Raw genomic sequence first — 14,395 nt, 5'->3', positions numbered from 1 at the left:
TTATTGTCAAATCTTTTCTTTTCAAACATTTTAATCAAATATTAATGAAATAATTTAATTACAATTGAGCCTTATTAAAACTGAAAAATGATATGGAGGCAAAACACAAATAAACTTTATTTGCAAAAATATAAGAAGGTTTTTATTGCTTTTTTTCTTTCTTTAAAGAAGGTTTAATAACTTTTTGATAAGTTAAAAGACTTGTTTCAATAGCACTAAATGCTGCTTGTTTATCTTGTATAGCTTCAATAACTACTTTTTTCTTTTCCAAAGCTTTGTAATTTTCAAAAAAATGCTTAATTTCTGCAATCATTGGCGAAGGCATATCTTTTAAATCTTGTAAATGAGAAAAATACTTATCAAAAACAGGAACTGCAATTACTTTTTCATCTAATTCATCATTATCAATCATTTTAATTACTCCCAAAGGACGACATTTTACCAAAGTCATAGGATCTAGGATTTCTTGAGATAACACCAAAACATCTAAAGGATCATTGTCTTCACAATGAGTTAAAGGAACAAATCCATAATTAATCGGATATCGAAAAGCAGTTGTCAAAAAACGATCAAGCAACAAAAGACCTGTTTCTTTGTCAATCTCATATTTTTTTTTACTTCCTTGAGAAATTTCAATAACTACTATAAACTCTTCTTTGGTAATTCTTTCAGGATTAATATCATGTAATATATTCATTTTTAAACCTCTTTATTATTTTATTTATTTTATAATTTGTTTTATGATATTTTATTGTTTTATTTTTTTGCAATAAATTTTTATCTTTGGTAATTACAAAAGATACATTAAAATGCTTCCTGCAACTGCAACATTTAGGCTTTCGACATTTTGAGTGCAAATATTTACAAAATAATCAGAAAGGGCTTCTGTTTCCAAAGAAATCCCTTGTCCTTCGTTTCCTAAAACTAATACTTTTTTAGGATATTTTTTAGCATCTTCCATAGTAATATTGGCTTTTTGGGGAAAAGCACTAAAAATAGAATAGTTTTTTTCTTTAATTTCTTCTAAAAAGGATTTAGTATTGCCTCTTTTTAAGGAAAGCGAAAATAAGGCACCTTGGCTTGATCTAATAGTTTTTTCATGATAAAAATCAGCACTATGAAAACTGGCAAAAACTTGATTAAACCCAAAAGCACTAGCAGAACGCATTAAAGCTCCTAAATTAGCAGGGTCTTGAATATCATCCAAAACTAAAATTTTATCAGACAATAAATTATTCTCTGAGGTAGGTTTGCAAAGAGCCATTTGCTCAAAGACAGTTTTAGTTTGAGATAATTCTTTCATCAAAGAAGGCGCAATAAAAGTCCCTGGTTTTTCCTCATTAGAAGTAAAAATGGTAACAACAGCGTTGTTTTTTTGTGCTTGTTCAATGAGATGATCACCATATACTAAAAATTGTTGATATAAATCGCGATATTTTTTTAATTGTAATTTTTTTAATTTTTTAAAAGTAGGATTTTGTTTCGATGTAATCATAAATGTTCCTTTGAATGAAATTAGTAAAGCATAAAAATATAAAATTAATTTGCATTTTACGCTCTTTTTAAATATTATTTTATTGAATATTATTTTATTGAATATTATTTTATTGAATATTATTTTATTGAATATTATTTTATTGAATATTATTTTATTGAATATTATTTTATTGAATATTATTTTATTGAATTGTTTTTTATCTTTTGTATTTTAATATTGACTTACAATTGTTTGCTCTGGATTTTGTTCGCAAAAATGCTTAATTGCTTCTTTTACATCAAAAAAACCATAATCACAGATATTAAATTGCAAATGTTGGTCTATATTTAGAGTAATTGTATTTTGCAAAGCATCATTTAATAAGGGAAAATAATCTATTTTTTGCTCTTCTCTTTTAGCTTTTAGAATAGTTGGTTTAGTGGTGGGATTTTGAGGCAAATAAAGAGTACAACAATCATGAAAAGCACGAATAGAAATATCAAAAGTATCAATTTGTTTAGCTATTTTAATTATTTCATTTTTATCCATAGTAACTAAAGGTCTTAAAATAGTCATACTCGTTACTTGAGTAGTTGTCTGCATACTTTCCAAAGTTTGACTTGCTACTTGTCCTACTGATTCACCATTAATTAAACATAAATGATTTTTTTGAAAAGCAAATTGAGAAGCTAAACGATACATCATCCGACGCATAACATTAATGATATAAGAATCTAGAACTGTTTTAGTAATTGTTTCTTGCAAATATCTAAAAGGCACTAAATGCAATTTAATTTGATTACCAAAAGCATAACGACTCAAAACTTTAGCTAAATCAATTACTTTTTGGATTGATTCTAAAGGAGTTAAAGGGCTTGATTCAAAATGTAATAACTCTACTGTAATACCTTTTTTCATCGCCAAATAAGCAGCTACAGGAGAATCAATACCACCACTCATCAAAACAGTTCCTCCACCACCAGAAGAAACAGGAAACCCTCCTAAAGCTTGAGTTTCATCACTTTTTAAATAAAGATAAGTGTTTTCTTTTCTAATACTAACATGTAAAATAACTTGAGGATTTTTAACATCAACTATTAATTTACCTTCAAACTGCTTTAAAATTAAAGGAGCAATTTGTTGGGTAAGTTCCAAACTTTTTAAAGCAAAACTTTTATCTTTTCTAGTGGTTTCTATTTTAAAAGAAGTATTTTTTGTAATTTTTTCTTGCAACAATAAACAAGCTTTTTGAACAATATCATCTAATTGTCTACTTGCTTGACTTACTACAACAAAAGAAGAAATCCCTGATACATAAGATAATCTTTTAAGAATTTCTTTTTCTAAACTTGCATCATAAATATATTCTAGATAAGCATAATCATGTTTAAAATACATTTGAACGTTGCAAAGGTCTTTAATTTTATTTTGTAATAATTGTCTTAATGTATTAATGAAAGCTTTTTTATTTTTTCCTTTTAAAAATAATTCTCCAAATCTAATTAAAATTTTTTTCTGATACATAAAGTTCCTCACATCAATATTTTGTGTATGAATATTTTTGAATAAATTATATTTAAATATCTTTATACACTTAAATATTAAAATATAATAACTTTTTACAGCTTAATTATAACATGAATATAACTATTTTTGTGATACAACTGCATATTGATAAGTTTTTGCCTTAAATACTGCAATTATAATTTATACATCCTCATTTATATAATATATCTTTTTCAACAAAAAAAGATTAACTTTTGAAAAAGTTAATCTTTCCATATAACAAAATATTTAATTATAAAATAATCTAAAAATAAAAAGGACTCCCACCAATAAATTCTTTTAACAAAGACTCATGAAACACTAAATTAGAATCAAAAGATTTAAAAAAACTTAACAAATTTAAAAAATACTGAGCTTTATCAAAATACTTACTTGTTTCAGGAATTTGCAATAACAAAGGAATTAAATATGGTTTCAAAACATTAAATTCATAAATTAATTCAGAATTGAAAACAAAATCAGCTTCTTGTTGATTAGGATAAATCCATCTAAACTCCCCTTTTCGCACAGAATCCCAAAACTCAAAAGTCCTTAAAATAGTAGTATTCCTAGAAATATAATCTCTTATAGCTCTTCTTAAAAACCTCACATCGGTTAAATGTAAAGGATTGTGGAAATCTAGTGATAATTGATGTTGTGGGGCAATATAGATTTGAAATTTTTGTAATCTTGGAATAAAAGGAGTAAGTTTAGGGTTTATGGCATGTATTCCTTCTACCAAAATAATATGATTATGGGTTTGAATATCTTTTTGGGTATGACTACGAGTAACAAAATCAAATTGGGGAATAGTAGTCTTTTTGCAAGTCAGCAAATCATAGATATTTTGATTAAATAAAGGAATATTTAAGGCATCAATACTTTCAAAATCAAAGGAGATGCCATCTTTTTCTTTGGGAATATCTTTCAAAGGCAAATAATAATTATCCATAGCAATAATAAAAGTACAAATTCCAAACGCTTGTAATTGTAATTGTAATCTTTTAGCAAATGTAGTTTTTCCACTAGAAGAAGGACCCGAAATATTAATAATTTTAAGATTGGAGGCACGTTTAGCAATTTTAGCACTTAATTGTTGCAACTGATTTTGATGATTAATTTCTGCAAGATTAATTAAATTAAATTGACTTTGAGCAGTTTTGGCAAATTGATTAATTTGGGAAACATTTTGCATTTGAATAGTTTTTTTAAAAGCCAAACTTTGAGTAAGCATTTGTTCAAATAGAGGTTCTTGTTGAAAAGGAGGAATTTTTTCATCACTAAAAGGAGTTACAAATTGCATAACAAACCCATTTTGATGATAAAATAAATGATATTTATCTAAATAACTAGTGTTAGGAACTAAACCTTGATACATATAATTACAATAGTTTTGGCAAAAATAAAGGGTAGCAAAGGAAGGAGCTTTTTGTTTGAGGAGACTAATTTTATCCCCAAATCCCAAAGATTGATAAATTTGCAAGGCTTTTTCAAGGGGCAATTTCTTTTTGGTAATATCTAATTTTTGCGATACTAACAAATGCATTTCTTCTTTAATTTTTTGAAACATTTCTGGCAAAAAGGTAATTTCTTTGGGAAAAGATACCAAAATACTAGAAGAACTATAATAAGTAAAATGTAATGAAATATTTTCAAAAAGTTTGTAAGATGCCATAGCAACTAAATATCTTAAACTAGCTTCATAAATATTTACAGCCGCAGCGTTCCAAGCGCCTAAAAAAGTAATTTGATTGATGGGGGCATGCAATTTAAAGGTAAGTTCTTTTAATTTATTGTTTACTTTGGCAGCATAAACATTTTTAAGGTTTAATTGATTTTTTAAAGTCTCTAAACTAGTGTTTAAAGTAACATTTAGGATGGTTTGATTATAATAAACTTTTAGCACGATTCCCTCTGATACTGATAATATATTAAAAACCTCAATTAAGAGGTCTTTTTCTAAATAAATAAAATTATTGTAATGTTTGTGAATTGCAATAAATAATATTGAAAAATAAAAAAAGGTAAAAAAAATAATTAAAATGTGGGGGCAAATTATTGGAGCGTTTCAAAGTTTTTAAATAAAGCCTTTATCTAATAATTGCTTTCTTAAAATATCTGCTTGGGCAAAATCTCTACATTTTCTTGCATCTTGCCACAAAAAATATGTTTGTAAGTCTGTTTTTGTTGGTTTGTTAAATGGAATTGTAATTCCTAAAATATTTAAAATTAATAATAAAGAGTTTTGAAATTGGGATAACTTATCCAAAATTTGGGTTTGATGGGCTTGTTTAATTGTTTGTTCCATTAAATCAATTACTTTATGAGTAGCCAAATCATCTTGCATTAATTGATGAAATAACTGCATTATATCTTGGTCTAAGGCTTGGCAAGAAAATTGATTAACTTTTAAATAAAAATTATTTTTAGTTAAAAAATCAGTTATTTTTTGGTATTTTTGTTGGGCTTGTTCCATCAAATCATAACTAAAATTGATTGGCTTGCGGTAATGAGTACTCAAAATTAAAAGCTTTATTATGCAAGGATTGTATTGTTTTAATAAATCTTTACACCAAATAATATTTCCTAAAGATTTAGACATTTTTTGATTTTGATAATATAATCTTTCTACATGCATAAAAAAATTAGCTAGTTTTTGGTGGCTATGGGCGTGTGTTTGGGCAATTTCATTTTCATGATGAGGAAATTTTAAATCTGTACCTCCTCCATGAATATCCAAAGGCAATTTAAAAAGTTGTTCAATCATAGTTGCACATTCAGTATGCCAACCAGGACGCCCTGAAAACCAAGGACTTGGGTATGTAATACCTTGCGAAGTTTTTTTCCATAAAATAAAATCTCCTGGAAATTCTTTTTGGGGGTCTAATTGTTTACGTGCATTTTGTTTAAGTTGGGATAAATCTTGTTTTTTGAGTTTACCATAATCATCAATTTTAGATACACGAAAATATATTCCTTGATCGGTAAAATAAGCAAATCCTTGGTCTAAAAGAGTTTGGATGTAGACAATCATAGAATTGATATATTGAGTAGCTTGAGGTTTAAAATTAATGGTTTGAATGTTTAGGGTTTTGAGGAGATTGTTGAAAGATTTAATATATTTATTGGCTAAATCTTGTTCCAAAACTTGGTTTTTAAGGGCATTTTCAATAATTTTATCATCAATATCAGTAATATTTACTACATAATATACCCTAAAATTAAGCATTTCTAAATATCTTTTCACTGTATCAAAAAAAATTAACGGTCTGGTGTTTCCTAAATGCAGGTGATTATAGACAGTAGGTCCACAAACATACATGTTAATTTGGGGCGGATGGGCAGGGTTAAAAAATTCTTTTTTGCGAGTTAAAGAGTTATAAATTTTTAGCATTAAAGAAATCCTTTTTGTTTGGAAAATGGCATAAAGAAAAATGAGGGGGCAAATAAAAGAAAAAAATAAGGGTTAAATTGCGATGGAATGAATTATATAAAATAAAATGATAAGTAAATTAAATTAATTATGAAATATATAAATATTATTTTTCAAATGGAATTAATTAAAATTTTTGGGCTTGTTCTAAAACATAAGATAGATTTTTAAGTACTTGTTTTTTTCCTAACAATTCTAATAAAAGGGCGATACTGGGACCATGCATTTTGCAAGTAGTTCCGATACGCAAAGCCATAAAAAGTGTTTTTTTAGCAAAATCATTTTGGTTAGTAACTTGTTTAATGGAATTAGCAATAACATCTTTTTCAAATACAATAACATCAAAAACATTATAAAAAGTTTTTAAAATAAGGGTTGTTTGGGGATTAGTTTGTAAAAAATGTGTAGCTTCTTGCGATAAAAAAGGTGTGGATTGAAAAAAAAGTTGATAAAAATCTGTGATTTGTTGCATATAATGCATTCTATCTTGAAACAAAGCCACAAATTTAGTCATCCACTCTTTGTAATTTGTAGGAGCGGTTGTAAGAGCTAAATATTTTTTTTGCAAAATAAATGATGCAATTACTTCTGGAAGCAACTTTCTTAAATGTTGATTATTCAAATAATCTAGTTTAGTTTTATCAAACATAGCAGGAGCTTTATTGAGGCGTGCCACATCAAATAAATTAATTAATTCTTGGGGACTTAATATTTCGGTTTGGCTTAAAGGACTAAATCCTAACAAAGATAAGAAATTAAATAATGCTTGTGGCAAGTATCCTAATTTTTCATATTGTTCAATAAATTGCATAATATTAGCATCTCTTTTGCTTAATTTTTTTTTGTTGTCGTTAAGAATTAAAGTCATGTGAGCAAATTGAGGAAGATGCCATTGGAAAGCTTGATAAATCATAATTTGTTTAGGAGTGTTAGTGATGTGTTCTTCTCCTCGAAAAATATGAGAAATCTGCATTAAGTGATCGTCAATGACAACTGCAAAATTATAAGAAGGATAGCCGTTTGATTTGAGGATAATAAAGTCTTCGATTTCTTGACTTTGAAAAGTAAGTTTGCCTCTAATTAAATCATCAAAGGCAAAAGTTTGATTGGTAGGAACGCGAAATCTTATGGCAAAAGTGGTGTGTCCTTCTTGAAATTCTTTGTAAGCGAGATCTTGATCAAGTAGTTTTTGGGCGTATTTTTGGTAAATGGCAAGTCTTTCTGATTGGCGATAAGGTCCAAAAGGTCCTTGGATATCGGGCCCTTCGCTCCAATCAATTCCTAACCAACGTAAATTTTTTAATTGAGAAGCCTCGCCGCCTTCAACATTGCGTGAAAAATCGGTGTCTTCGATGCGGATGATAAACTCTCCTTGATTTTTTTTGGCAAACAAATAATTGAATAAAGCAGTGCGGGCATTTCCTATATGCAAAAAACCAGTAGGGCTTGGAGCATAACGAACTTTAATTTTTTTCATAGTTACAGTAAGGGTTTTCCTTTTAATTTAAAATCGATAGGGGAGGTGTTGGTGGAAAATTTAAAAAAAAGGAACTTTTTGACAAAGTTCTTTTTTTGGATTAACGTTTGGAAAATTGTGGTGCTCGACGAGCTTTTTTTAAACCGTATTTTTTGCGTTCAACACAACGAGCATCGCGAGTTAATAAACCAGCTTTTTTTAAAATGGCTCTTAATTCGGGAACACTTTCAATTAAAGCGCGTGCAATTCCTAAACGAATAGCGCCTGCTTGAGCTGAAAGCCCTCCGCCGTTTACATTAACACTTACATCAAAAGCTTCTCTTTTTTCAGTTAATTCTAAAGGTTGAATCATTTCTAGTCGTGTTGCAGGTAATGGTAAATATTTTTCAAAATCTCTAGTATTGATTGTAATTTTGCCAGTACCATTAGTTAAAATAACTCTTGCCACAGCACTTTTACGACGACCAGTACCAAAATAATTTACTTTTTTCATCTAATTAAACCTCTAAACTTTCTGGTTGTTGCGCTTGGTGATTGTGGTTTTGTTCGGCATAAACAAATAATTTTTTACCAATTTGTGAACCTAATTTAGTATGAGGAACCATTCCTAAAATTGCTTTTTCAACCATTCTTGTAGGAAATTTACGCATCATTTCTGAAGCTACAACTTTAGTTAAACCACCTGGATAACCTGAATGTTTGTAGTAAGTTTTTTGTTGCCATTTTTTGCCAGTTAAATGAATATAGGCAGCATTTACAACAATAACATAATCGCCATTGTCTACGTGTGGCGTGTAATGTGTTTTGTGTTTTCCTTTTAAAATGGAAGCCACTTTGGTAGCTAATCTGCCTAGGGTTTTGCCCTTAGCATCTACTAGGTGCCATTTAGGTTTTACTGTTGTTTTATTAGCCATTAAAGTTTTTTGATTGTTTTTTGGTTGCAATTGTTCTGTCATGGAATTTTCTCCTTATTATTAATGAAAAAATAGTGATTAATTTTATGTGTGTATTTGTGTTTTGTTTGAAAGCGACAAAAACAAAAGAGTTATGAAATCTTTTGTAATTTAGATATGAAATAGTCTTAATTATTATGAAATATTAATTTTTTATTTTCAATATTCTCTTAATATTTTACTAAAATAATGTCATTAAGTCAAGTAAAAAAAATCATTTTGTCAACTTTTTTTAAAAAATAATGCATAAATTGTGTAAAAAAAATTGAAAAAAAGAGGATAATGGTTGGATGGTTATCAGATAATTTTGATATTTTTTATATACAAATAAAAAGTCCCAAATTTACTAAACATTTACTAAACATTAAGGGAATTTTTAAAAGCAAAAGCAAAAGCTTTGCCTTTCAGCACTTCTACTAAAGCAAAAACAAAGTCAAAGACGGTTATAGGAGAACGCGAAGTTACAAATTTATCACTAATAACAGCTTTTTGGTCTGGCAAATAAGTACCTTCAATAAAATGATTACAAGAAGGAAAGCAAGTAAAAGTGTGATTTTTTAATAAATCTAGTTTGCCTAGAAACATGGGAGCGGCACAAATAGCTCCAATAACTTTATTAGCATCAACAAATTTTTGAATTAATTTTAATAAAAAAGTTTCTTTTTCAATAATTTGCGCTACGTAAGGTCCTCCAGGAATAACTAAAAAATCGTATTCTAAAGGATTAATAGTAGCTAAATTGGCATCTGCTTTTACACAAAGCCCGCTAGAAGACATAACTTCTAATTGGGGATTTAGAGTTGCAGTTGTTAAAGGAAGGGATACGCGATTTAATAAAGCTCTTGTGACTAAAGCCTCACAATCCTCAAATCCGTCATATAAAACTAATAAACCTTTCATATTGTTCCTTGTTGTCTCCTTTTTAACTTTGTTATGCGTTTAGTTGCGTGCGTGCGTGCGTGTAAGTAATTTTTGGGGGTTGGGGTTGGTTTGAGTAAATTAAATGCAAGGAAAATAAAAATAAAAAAATACCACAAAAGCTGTGATATTTGAATTATTAATTTTGGTTTGCTAAATATTTTACTAAATTACGTCTTTTGCTGTTTTTCATAAACAAACCTCTTTTAGAGTGAAAATCATGAGGGTGTTGTTTTAAATGTTCACTTAATTGTTTGATTTCTGCTGATAAAATAGCAATTTGAACTTCAGATGAACCTGTGTCTTTTGCAAAACGTGAATTTTGTTTAATGATTTCTTGTTTTTGTTCTTTGGTTAATGCCACGTAAAAACTCCTTTTTTTAATTTAAATTTGGTTGAATTTGATAGGTTTTAGGTTTGATAAAATTATTAATTAATGTTAAACTTTTAAAAACTGGTCCACATCAAGAACAAAAATCGTTGCTCCGCCCACAGAAACTTCGGTAGGAAAAGAATTATAAGCACTAAACTCATTGATGATATTTTTTGGAATCATTTGAGTTTTTTTATGAGAATGGGTTTTTATAATTTCTAAAGCTTTGGGTACTTGTTCTTCTTTGACTCCTAAAATAAAAGTTGCATTAGCTTCTTTTAAAAAACCTCCCTTAGTAGCTAATCTAGTTGTAAAAAAACTATTTTCTATTAAAGATTGTTGTACTTTGTTAGCATCGTGACTAGAAACGATAGCTATAATTAATTTCATATTATCCACAAGAGTATTATACCTTATTTTACTTTATTTGATGAAAAAAAAGACTAAATTGTGGAAAAAAATGATAAAAAAGTTGGTGAGAGGAAAAAATTTGGTAAAAAATGGATGTAATTAGCGTTTATCAAGGGCAAAAGCAATGCGATTTCCTAAAAAATAAACTGTTTGAGTTAAAATAAAGGTAAGCAAAACAGATACTATAATTAAATCAAAGCGAGTAAAAAAGGGTTCAAAATCATAATGTCCGTTATAGCCATTATCAATTGCCACTGCTGCAATACCTTGATGCCCTACAATTTGCAAAACAGAAGAATAAGCAAGGGAAGTGATAAAAAGAGAAGCTAGTTTTAAAATGATATCAGAACGGGTTTCTGTTAACAAAAATTTAGTCACAAATTGAAATTTAGTTGCTCCAAGACTAAATGATGTTTGGTATAATTCTGGATTAGTAGTTAAAAAAGCTTGTTCACAATGACGAGCAAAAAGAGGAGCAATAGCTAAGACTAAGAAAAAAAGGGCAGTACCAAAGCCATAACCCATGCGAAAATAAGGGATTAAAATTAATTTTAGTAATAAAACAATTAAGATTAAAAAAGGAGTAGAAATGAAAAAATTCATCAAACTATTTAAAATCCAATATCTTTTATAATGTTTTTGTATTTTGAATAAATATAATAAAACTCCTAAAATAAGCCCTAGAAAAAAAGCAATAAAACAACCTATTAAAGTAATTTTAAGAGTTTCTTTAAAACCATTCCATACCAATTGATTTTTAGCTAAAACATTCCACAAACGAATAAAAATATTATTTTCCATTGAGTTTTTACATTAATTAGAAGCAGGAGCAGCGCCTGTTTTGCCTAAATATTTATCTTTAATGTTTTTACTTATTTGTTTAACTTCTTGTCTTGGAATCATATAAAAATTGGTTGCAAATTGGCTTTTTTTCATATATGCAATAGCTTCTTCTTCTTTTAAAATATCTTGTAAAATTTTAATTTTCCAGTTATTTTTATTATTGTTAGTAGTCACTAAAGAAATGGTATAAGAATAAATAATATCATCTAAATTAGTGGGTTTTTGCATTATTCCTAGTGATATAAAATTATTTATTCCCAATCCCATAAGAGTAGGATAATTAAGACATAAATCAAAATCATTAGGAGCAAGAAATCTAGATGTAATTGTCATTAAATCCGATTCAGTAGTGTATTCTATGTCAGGATATAAATTAGTAGGTTTAAAATCTGTAGTTTTTAAATTAAATTGTTCTTCAGTGCTAAGAGTGCGTTCTGGGTTTATTTCTTCAATAATTTTTAATTCTTGCAACACGCGCAAAGCTAAAGAACGTTGAAAATTGTCTTGTGGCATCAAAATTTTAAGGTTGTTAGGATGATTGTTTTTTTTAATTTCTTCTAAATTATTAAAAGTATTAGGTTTAGCAAAAAGCCCAAATTTAGCTAAATAAACTACTTGGCTAAAAGTTAATTTATCTTGATCTGGAATATTTGGATTTTCTTTATTAAAAATATTTAAATCATGTACATGAGCGTCTAATTTAGCATCAACTTTTTTGTTTAAAAGTAATTCATTGGTTTGTTTAAATCTAGAACTTATATATTGAACATCTAAATCAATATTGTATTCTTTTAAACGGTCTTTGGCATATTCTTCTAAAAAATATTTAATAGTTGGCAGAGCAGTTGCTACTGTTAATTTATGGTTTTTTTGGTTGGAAGGGGTATGAGCTAAAGATTTTTTAGCATCCCAAAGAAAATAACCCAAAAGCAAATTACACAAAAGAGAAATAGTTAATAAGGCAAATAATAGATTTTTTTTAGTTTTGGAAGATAAAGAAGATAGTTTAAACATGTAATGTGTCTCTTTTCTAAGTAATTTTATTTATTAATATTTTGTTGGACAAAAACATTTGTATGATAAAAAAGGATAAAATTTAGATAAAAATGTTTTGATAAGAAGTAGCTTCAAATTTACAAGAAGGATTAAGGGTAGCAATTTTAGATAATTTTCCTTGCTCCAAAATAGCTACACGATGGCACAAACTTTTAATTACTGCAACATTATGAGAAACCAAAACAATGGTAGTTTTTAGTTTTTGATTGGTTGTTTGCAATAACTTCAAAATCTCTTGACTTGTCATTTCATCCAGGGCAAAAGTAGGCTCGTCACAAAAAATAATTTTAGGCTCGTAAACTAAGGCACGTGCAATGGCTACACGTTGTTTTTGTCCGCCCGAAAGCGTTTTAGGATAGGCAGTTGCAAATTGGCGAAGTCCTACAAAATCTAGCATTTTATTTACTTTAGTAGTAATTTGTTCTTCGGGAGTGCTTCTTATTTCTAAAGGAAGAGCCACATTTTCAAAAACATTTAAATTACTCAAAAGATTAAAATTTTGAAAAATCATAGCACTTTCTAGATGACTAAAAGCTTTTTGCATGGAAGAATTAGCATTTTTATCAGGCAACATAAATCCATTCATAATTTTTAATAAAGTAGTTTTGCCAGAACCCGAAGTTCCTACTAACCCAAAGATTTCGCCTTTCAAAACTGCAAGTGAAATGTTTTGTAAAACTGGAAGTTTTTTTTTTTAAGGAAAAAAGTTTTCGAAAGATTATTAATTTTAATCATAAATAATTCCTTGTTTATTGTTTTTTTAATTTAAATGATTGTAAAATTGGAAAGTGGGTGAAAAAAATAAAAAGTTTAAAACACAAATGATAAAGTAAAGATAAAAAAGTTTAAAGCATTAATTGGAGTTGTTAAGAGATTGTAAAAGCTTTTCAAAATTAGCAGGTAAGGGTGCTTCTAAAATAAGATTTTGATTGGTGATAGGGTGGTTGAATTTTAACATTTTGGCATGCAAAAATTGACCTAAAGGAGTAATATGGTGTGATGAACCATAAAGTAGATCTCCTATAATAGGACGTTTGAGGAAGGAAAAATGTGCTCTTAGTTGATGAGTTCTTCCTGTTTCCAAATTAAATTCCATCAAAGAAAAGTGAGAAAAACGTTGCAAAGTTTTAAAATGAGTAACAGCAGTTTTACCGTCTGGAATAACTTGCATTTTTAATCGATTATGAGGATTTCTTCCAATAGGCAGTTTGATAGTGCCTTTATCTTCTAAAAAACCTTCAATTAAAGCCCAATAGATTTTGGTAATTTTTCTTTGTTGGAACGCAATTTGTAGTTTGTCGCTTACATCATTATTTTTGGCAATAATTAATAAACCAGTAGTATTTTTGTCAAGTCTATGCACGATACCAGGTCTTTGGGTATCTACATGACTTAAAGTTGCAAATTGGTACAACAAGCCATTAACTAAGGTTGTTTCTTGAAAACTTAAAGAAGGGTGTGCTACCAAATTGGCAGGTTTATTAATAACTGCTAAATAGGGGTCTTCGTAAATGATGTCTAAATTAAGATTTTGAGGAGTTTGTAAATTAACAGATTCTTGAGTTTGAGGGATAATAACTGTAATTAGGTCTTGGGCTTTGAGCAAATAACTTTTTTTCGCAGGTTTAGAGTTGACCAAAACTTGTTGTGCCAAAATTAATTTTTGACATTGACTTTTATTTAAATTAATGTGAGTCAATAAAAAATGATCTAAACGTTGAAATGCCTCACTGGCAGAAATAAGAAACTCTTTTTTTTCATTCATGTAAAAGGCCTTGTTTTCTAAAAGTTAAAAAAATGTAGTAAAAGAATTGGGTTTCAAAAATAAAGAAAAAATAATAAAAAGGTTAAAAAATCAAGAAAAAGCATTGGTGATAAATTTAAATTATCATAACGAACACCAACTCTA

Annotated in this window: 15 protein-coding genes; all 15 read right to left on the bottom strand. The window is 28.2% G+C overall.

Annotated elements, in window-relative coordinates:
- Positions 1–142: 142 nt before the first annotated feature.
- Complete coding sequence (locus QN326_RS01270) at positions 143–697, bottom strand: inorganic diphosphatase (protein WP_342386714.1); 555 nt, start codon at positions 695–697, stop codon at positions 143–145.
- Between the two features lie 93 nt (positions 698–790).
- Entirely contained in the window at positions 791–1,495 is a 705-nt protein-coding gene (locus QN326_RS01265; protein ID WP_011160519.1) for a TrmH family RNA methyltransferase, read from the bottom strand.
- Between the two features lie 213 nt (positions 1,496–1,708).
- Entirely contained in the window at positions 1,709–3,001 is a 1,293-nt protein-coding gene (thiI, locus tag QN326_RS01260; protein WP_041624672.1) for a tRNA uracil 4-sulfurtransferase ThiI, read from the bottom strand.
- A gap of 286 nt (positions 3,002–3,287) precedes the next feature.
- Entirely contained in the window at positions 3,288–4,928 is a 1,641-nt protein-coding gene (locus QN326_RS01255) for a nucleoside kinase (protein ID WP_342386713.1), read from the bottom strand.
- A gap of 171 nt (positions 4,929–5,099) precedes the next feature.
- The gene (cysS, locus tag QN326_RS01250; protein WP_342386712.1) at positions 5,100–6,416 is read right to left on the bottom strand and encodes a cysteine--tRNA ligase; all 1,317 of its coding nucleotides are present in this window, start codon (positions 6,414–6,416) and stop codon (positions 5,100–5,102) included.
- Positions 6,417–6,582: 166 nt separating this feature from the next.
- On the bottom strand, positions 6,583–7,932 hold the full coding sequence (gene gltX / locus QN326_RS01245) for a glutamate--tRNA ligase (protein ID WP_342386711.1): 1,350 nt from the start codon (positions 7,930–7,932) through the stop codon (positions 6,583–6,585).
- 100 nt (positions 7,933–8,032) lie between these two features.
- The gene (gene rpsI / locus QN326_RS01240) at positions 8,033–8,425 is read right to left on the bottom strand and encodes a 30S ribosomal protein S9 (RefSeq protein WP_011160514.1); all 393 of its coding nucleotides are present in this window, start codon (positions 8,423–8,425) and stop codon (positions 8,033–8,035) included.
- A gap of 4 nt (positions 8,426–8,429) precedes the next feature.
- Positions 8,430–8,888: a 50S ribosomal protein L13 gene (rplM, locus tag QN326_RS01235; RefSeq protein ID WP_011160513.1), complete on the bottom strand. Its 459-nt coding sequence runs from the start codon at positions 8,886–8,888 to the stop codon at positions 8,430–8,432.
- A 354-nt stretch (positions 8,889–9,242) separates the two neighbouring features.
- The gene (locus QN326_RS01230) at positions 9,243–9,785 is read right to left on the bottom strand and encodes a DJ-1/PfpI family protein (RefSeq protein WP_342386710.1); all 543 of its coding nucleotides are present in this window, start codon (positions 9,783–9,785) and stop codon (positions 9,243–9,245) included.
- A 157-nt stretch (positions 9,786–9,942) separates the two neighbouring features.
- The gene (gene rpsO, locus QN326_RS01225) at positions 9,943–10,167 is read right to left on the bottom strand and encodes a 30S ribosomal protein S15 (protein WP_034172201.1); all 225 of its coding nucleotides are present in this window, start codon (positions 10,165–10,167) and stop codon (positions 9,943–9,945) included.
- A 75-nt stretch (positions 10,168–10,242) separates the two neighbouring features.
- Complete coding sequence (locus QN326_RS01220; protein WP_342386780.1) at positions 10,243–10,566, bottom strand: cyclic-di-AMP receptor; 324 nt, start codon at positions 10,564–10,566, stop codon at positions 10,243–10,245.
- Between the two features lie 120 nt (positions 10,567–10,686).
- Positions 10,687–11,388, bottom strand: coding sequence for an ABC transporter permease subunit (locus QN326_RS01215; protein ID WP_034172202.1), 702 nt, complete (start codon positions 11,386–11,388; stop codon positions 10,687–10,689).
- A 12-nt stretch (positions 11,389–11,400) separates the two neighbouring features.
- Positions 11,401–12,444: a MetQ/NlpA family ABC transporter substrate-binding protein gene (locus QN326_RS01210; RefSeq protein WP_342386709.1), complete on the bottom strand. Its 1,044-nt coding sequence runs from the start codon at positions 12,442–12,444 to the stop codon at positions 11,401–11,403.
- A gap of 82 nt (positions 12,445–12,526) precedes the next feature.
- The gene (locus QN326_RS01205) at positions 12,527–13,138 is read right to left on the bottom strand and encodes an ATP-binding cassette domain-containing protein (RefSeq protein WP_238568788.1); all 612 of its coding nucleotides are present in this window, start codon (positions 13,136–13,138) and stop codon (positions 12,527–12,529) included.
- A gap of 201 nt (positions 13,139–13,339) precedes the next feature.
- On the bottom strand, positions 13,340–14,251 hold the full coding sequence (locus QN326_RS01200) for an RluA family pseudouridine synthase (protein ID WP_011160506.1): 912 nt from the start codon (positions 14,249–14,251) through the stop codon (positions 13,340–13,342).
- Between the last annotated feature and the right edge of the window lie 144 nt (positions 14,252–14,395).

Origin of the sequence: Candidatus Phytoplasma asteris (assembly GCF_038505995.1) — a bacterium.
GTDB lineage: Bacteria > Bacillota_I > Bacilli_A > Acholeplasmatales > Acholeplasmataceae > Phytoplasma > Phytoplasma asteris.
The sequence above is the reverse complement of the archived record's forward strand: the minus strand, read 5'-3'. Positions and strand labels throughout refer to the sequence as shown.

Bases quoted from the DNA above. Each gene is read 5' to 3' on its own strand.
- thiI (WP_041624672.1), bottom strand. From the start codon at position 3,001: ATGTATCAGAAAAAAATTTTAATTAGATTTGGAGAATTATTTTTAAAA.
- QN326_RS01210 (WP_342386709.1), bottom strand. From the start codon at position 12,444: ATGTTTAAACTATCTTCTTTATCTTCCAAAACTAAAAAAAATCTATTA.
- QN326_RS01265 (WP_011160519.1), bottom strand. From the start codon at position 1,495: ATGATTACATCGAAACAAAATCCTACTTTTAAAAAATTAAAAAAATTA.
- QN326_RS01220 (WP_342386780.1), bottom strand. From the start codon at position 10,566: ATGAAATTAATTATAGCTATCGTTTCTAGTCACGATGCTAACAAAGTA.
- QN326_RS01230 (WP_342386710.1), bottom strand. From the start codon at position 9,785: ATGAAAGGTTTATTAGTTTTATATGACGGATTTGAGGATTGTGAGGCT.
- QN326_RS01200 (WP_011160506.1), bottom strand. From the start codon at position 14,251: ATGAATGAAAAAAAAGAGTTTCTTATTTCTGCCAGTGAGGCATTTCAA.
- QN326_RS01215 (WP_034172202.1), bottom strand. From the start codon at position 11,388: ATGGAAAATAATATTTTTATTCGTTTGTGGAATGTTTTAGCTAAAAAT.
- rplM (WP_011160513.1), bottom strand. From the start codon at position 8,888: ATGACAGAACAATTGCAACCAAAAAACAATCAAAAAACTTTAATGGCT.
- gltX (WP_342386711.1), bottom strand. From the start codon at position 7,932: ATGAAAAAAATTAAAGTTCGTTATGCTCCAAGCCCTACTGGTTTTTTG.
- rpsI (WP_011160514.1), bottom strand. From the start codon at position 8,425: ATGAAAAAAGTAAATTATTTTGGTACTGGTCGTCGTAAAAGTGCTGTG.
- cysS (WP_342386712.1), bottom strand. From the start codon at position 6,416: ATGCTAAAAATTTATAACTCTTTAACTCGCAAAAAAGAATTTTTTAAC.
- QN326_RS01270 (WP_342386714.1), bottom strand. From the start codon at position 697: ATGAATATATTACATGATATTAATCCTGAAAGAATTACCAAAGAAGAG.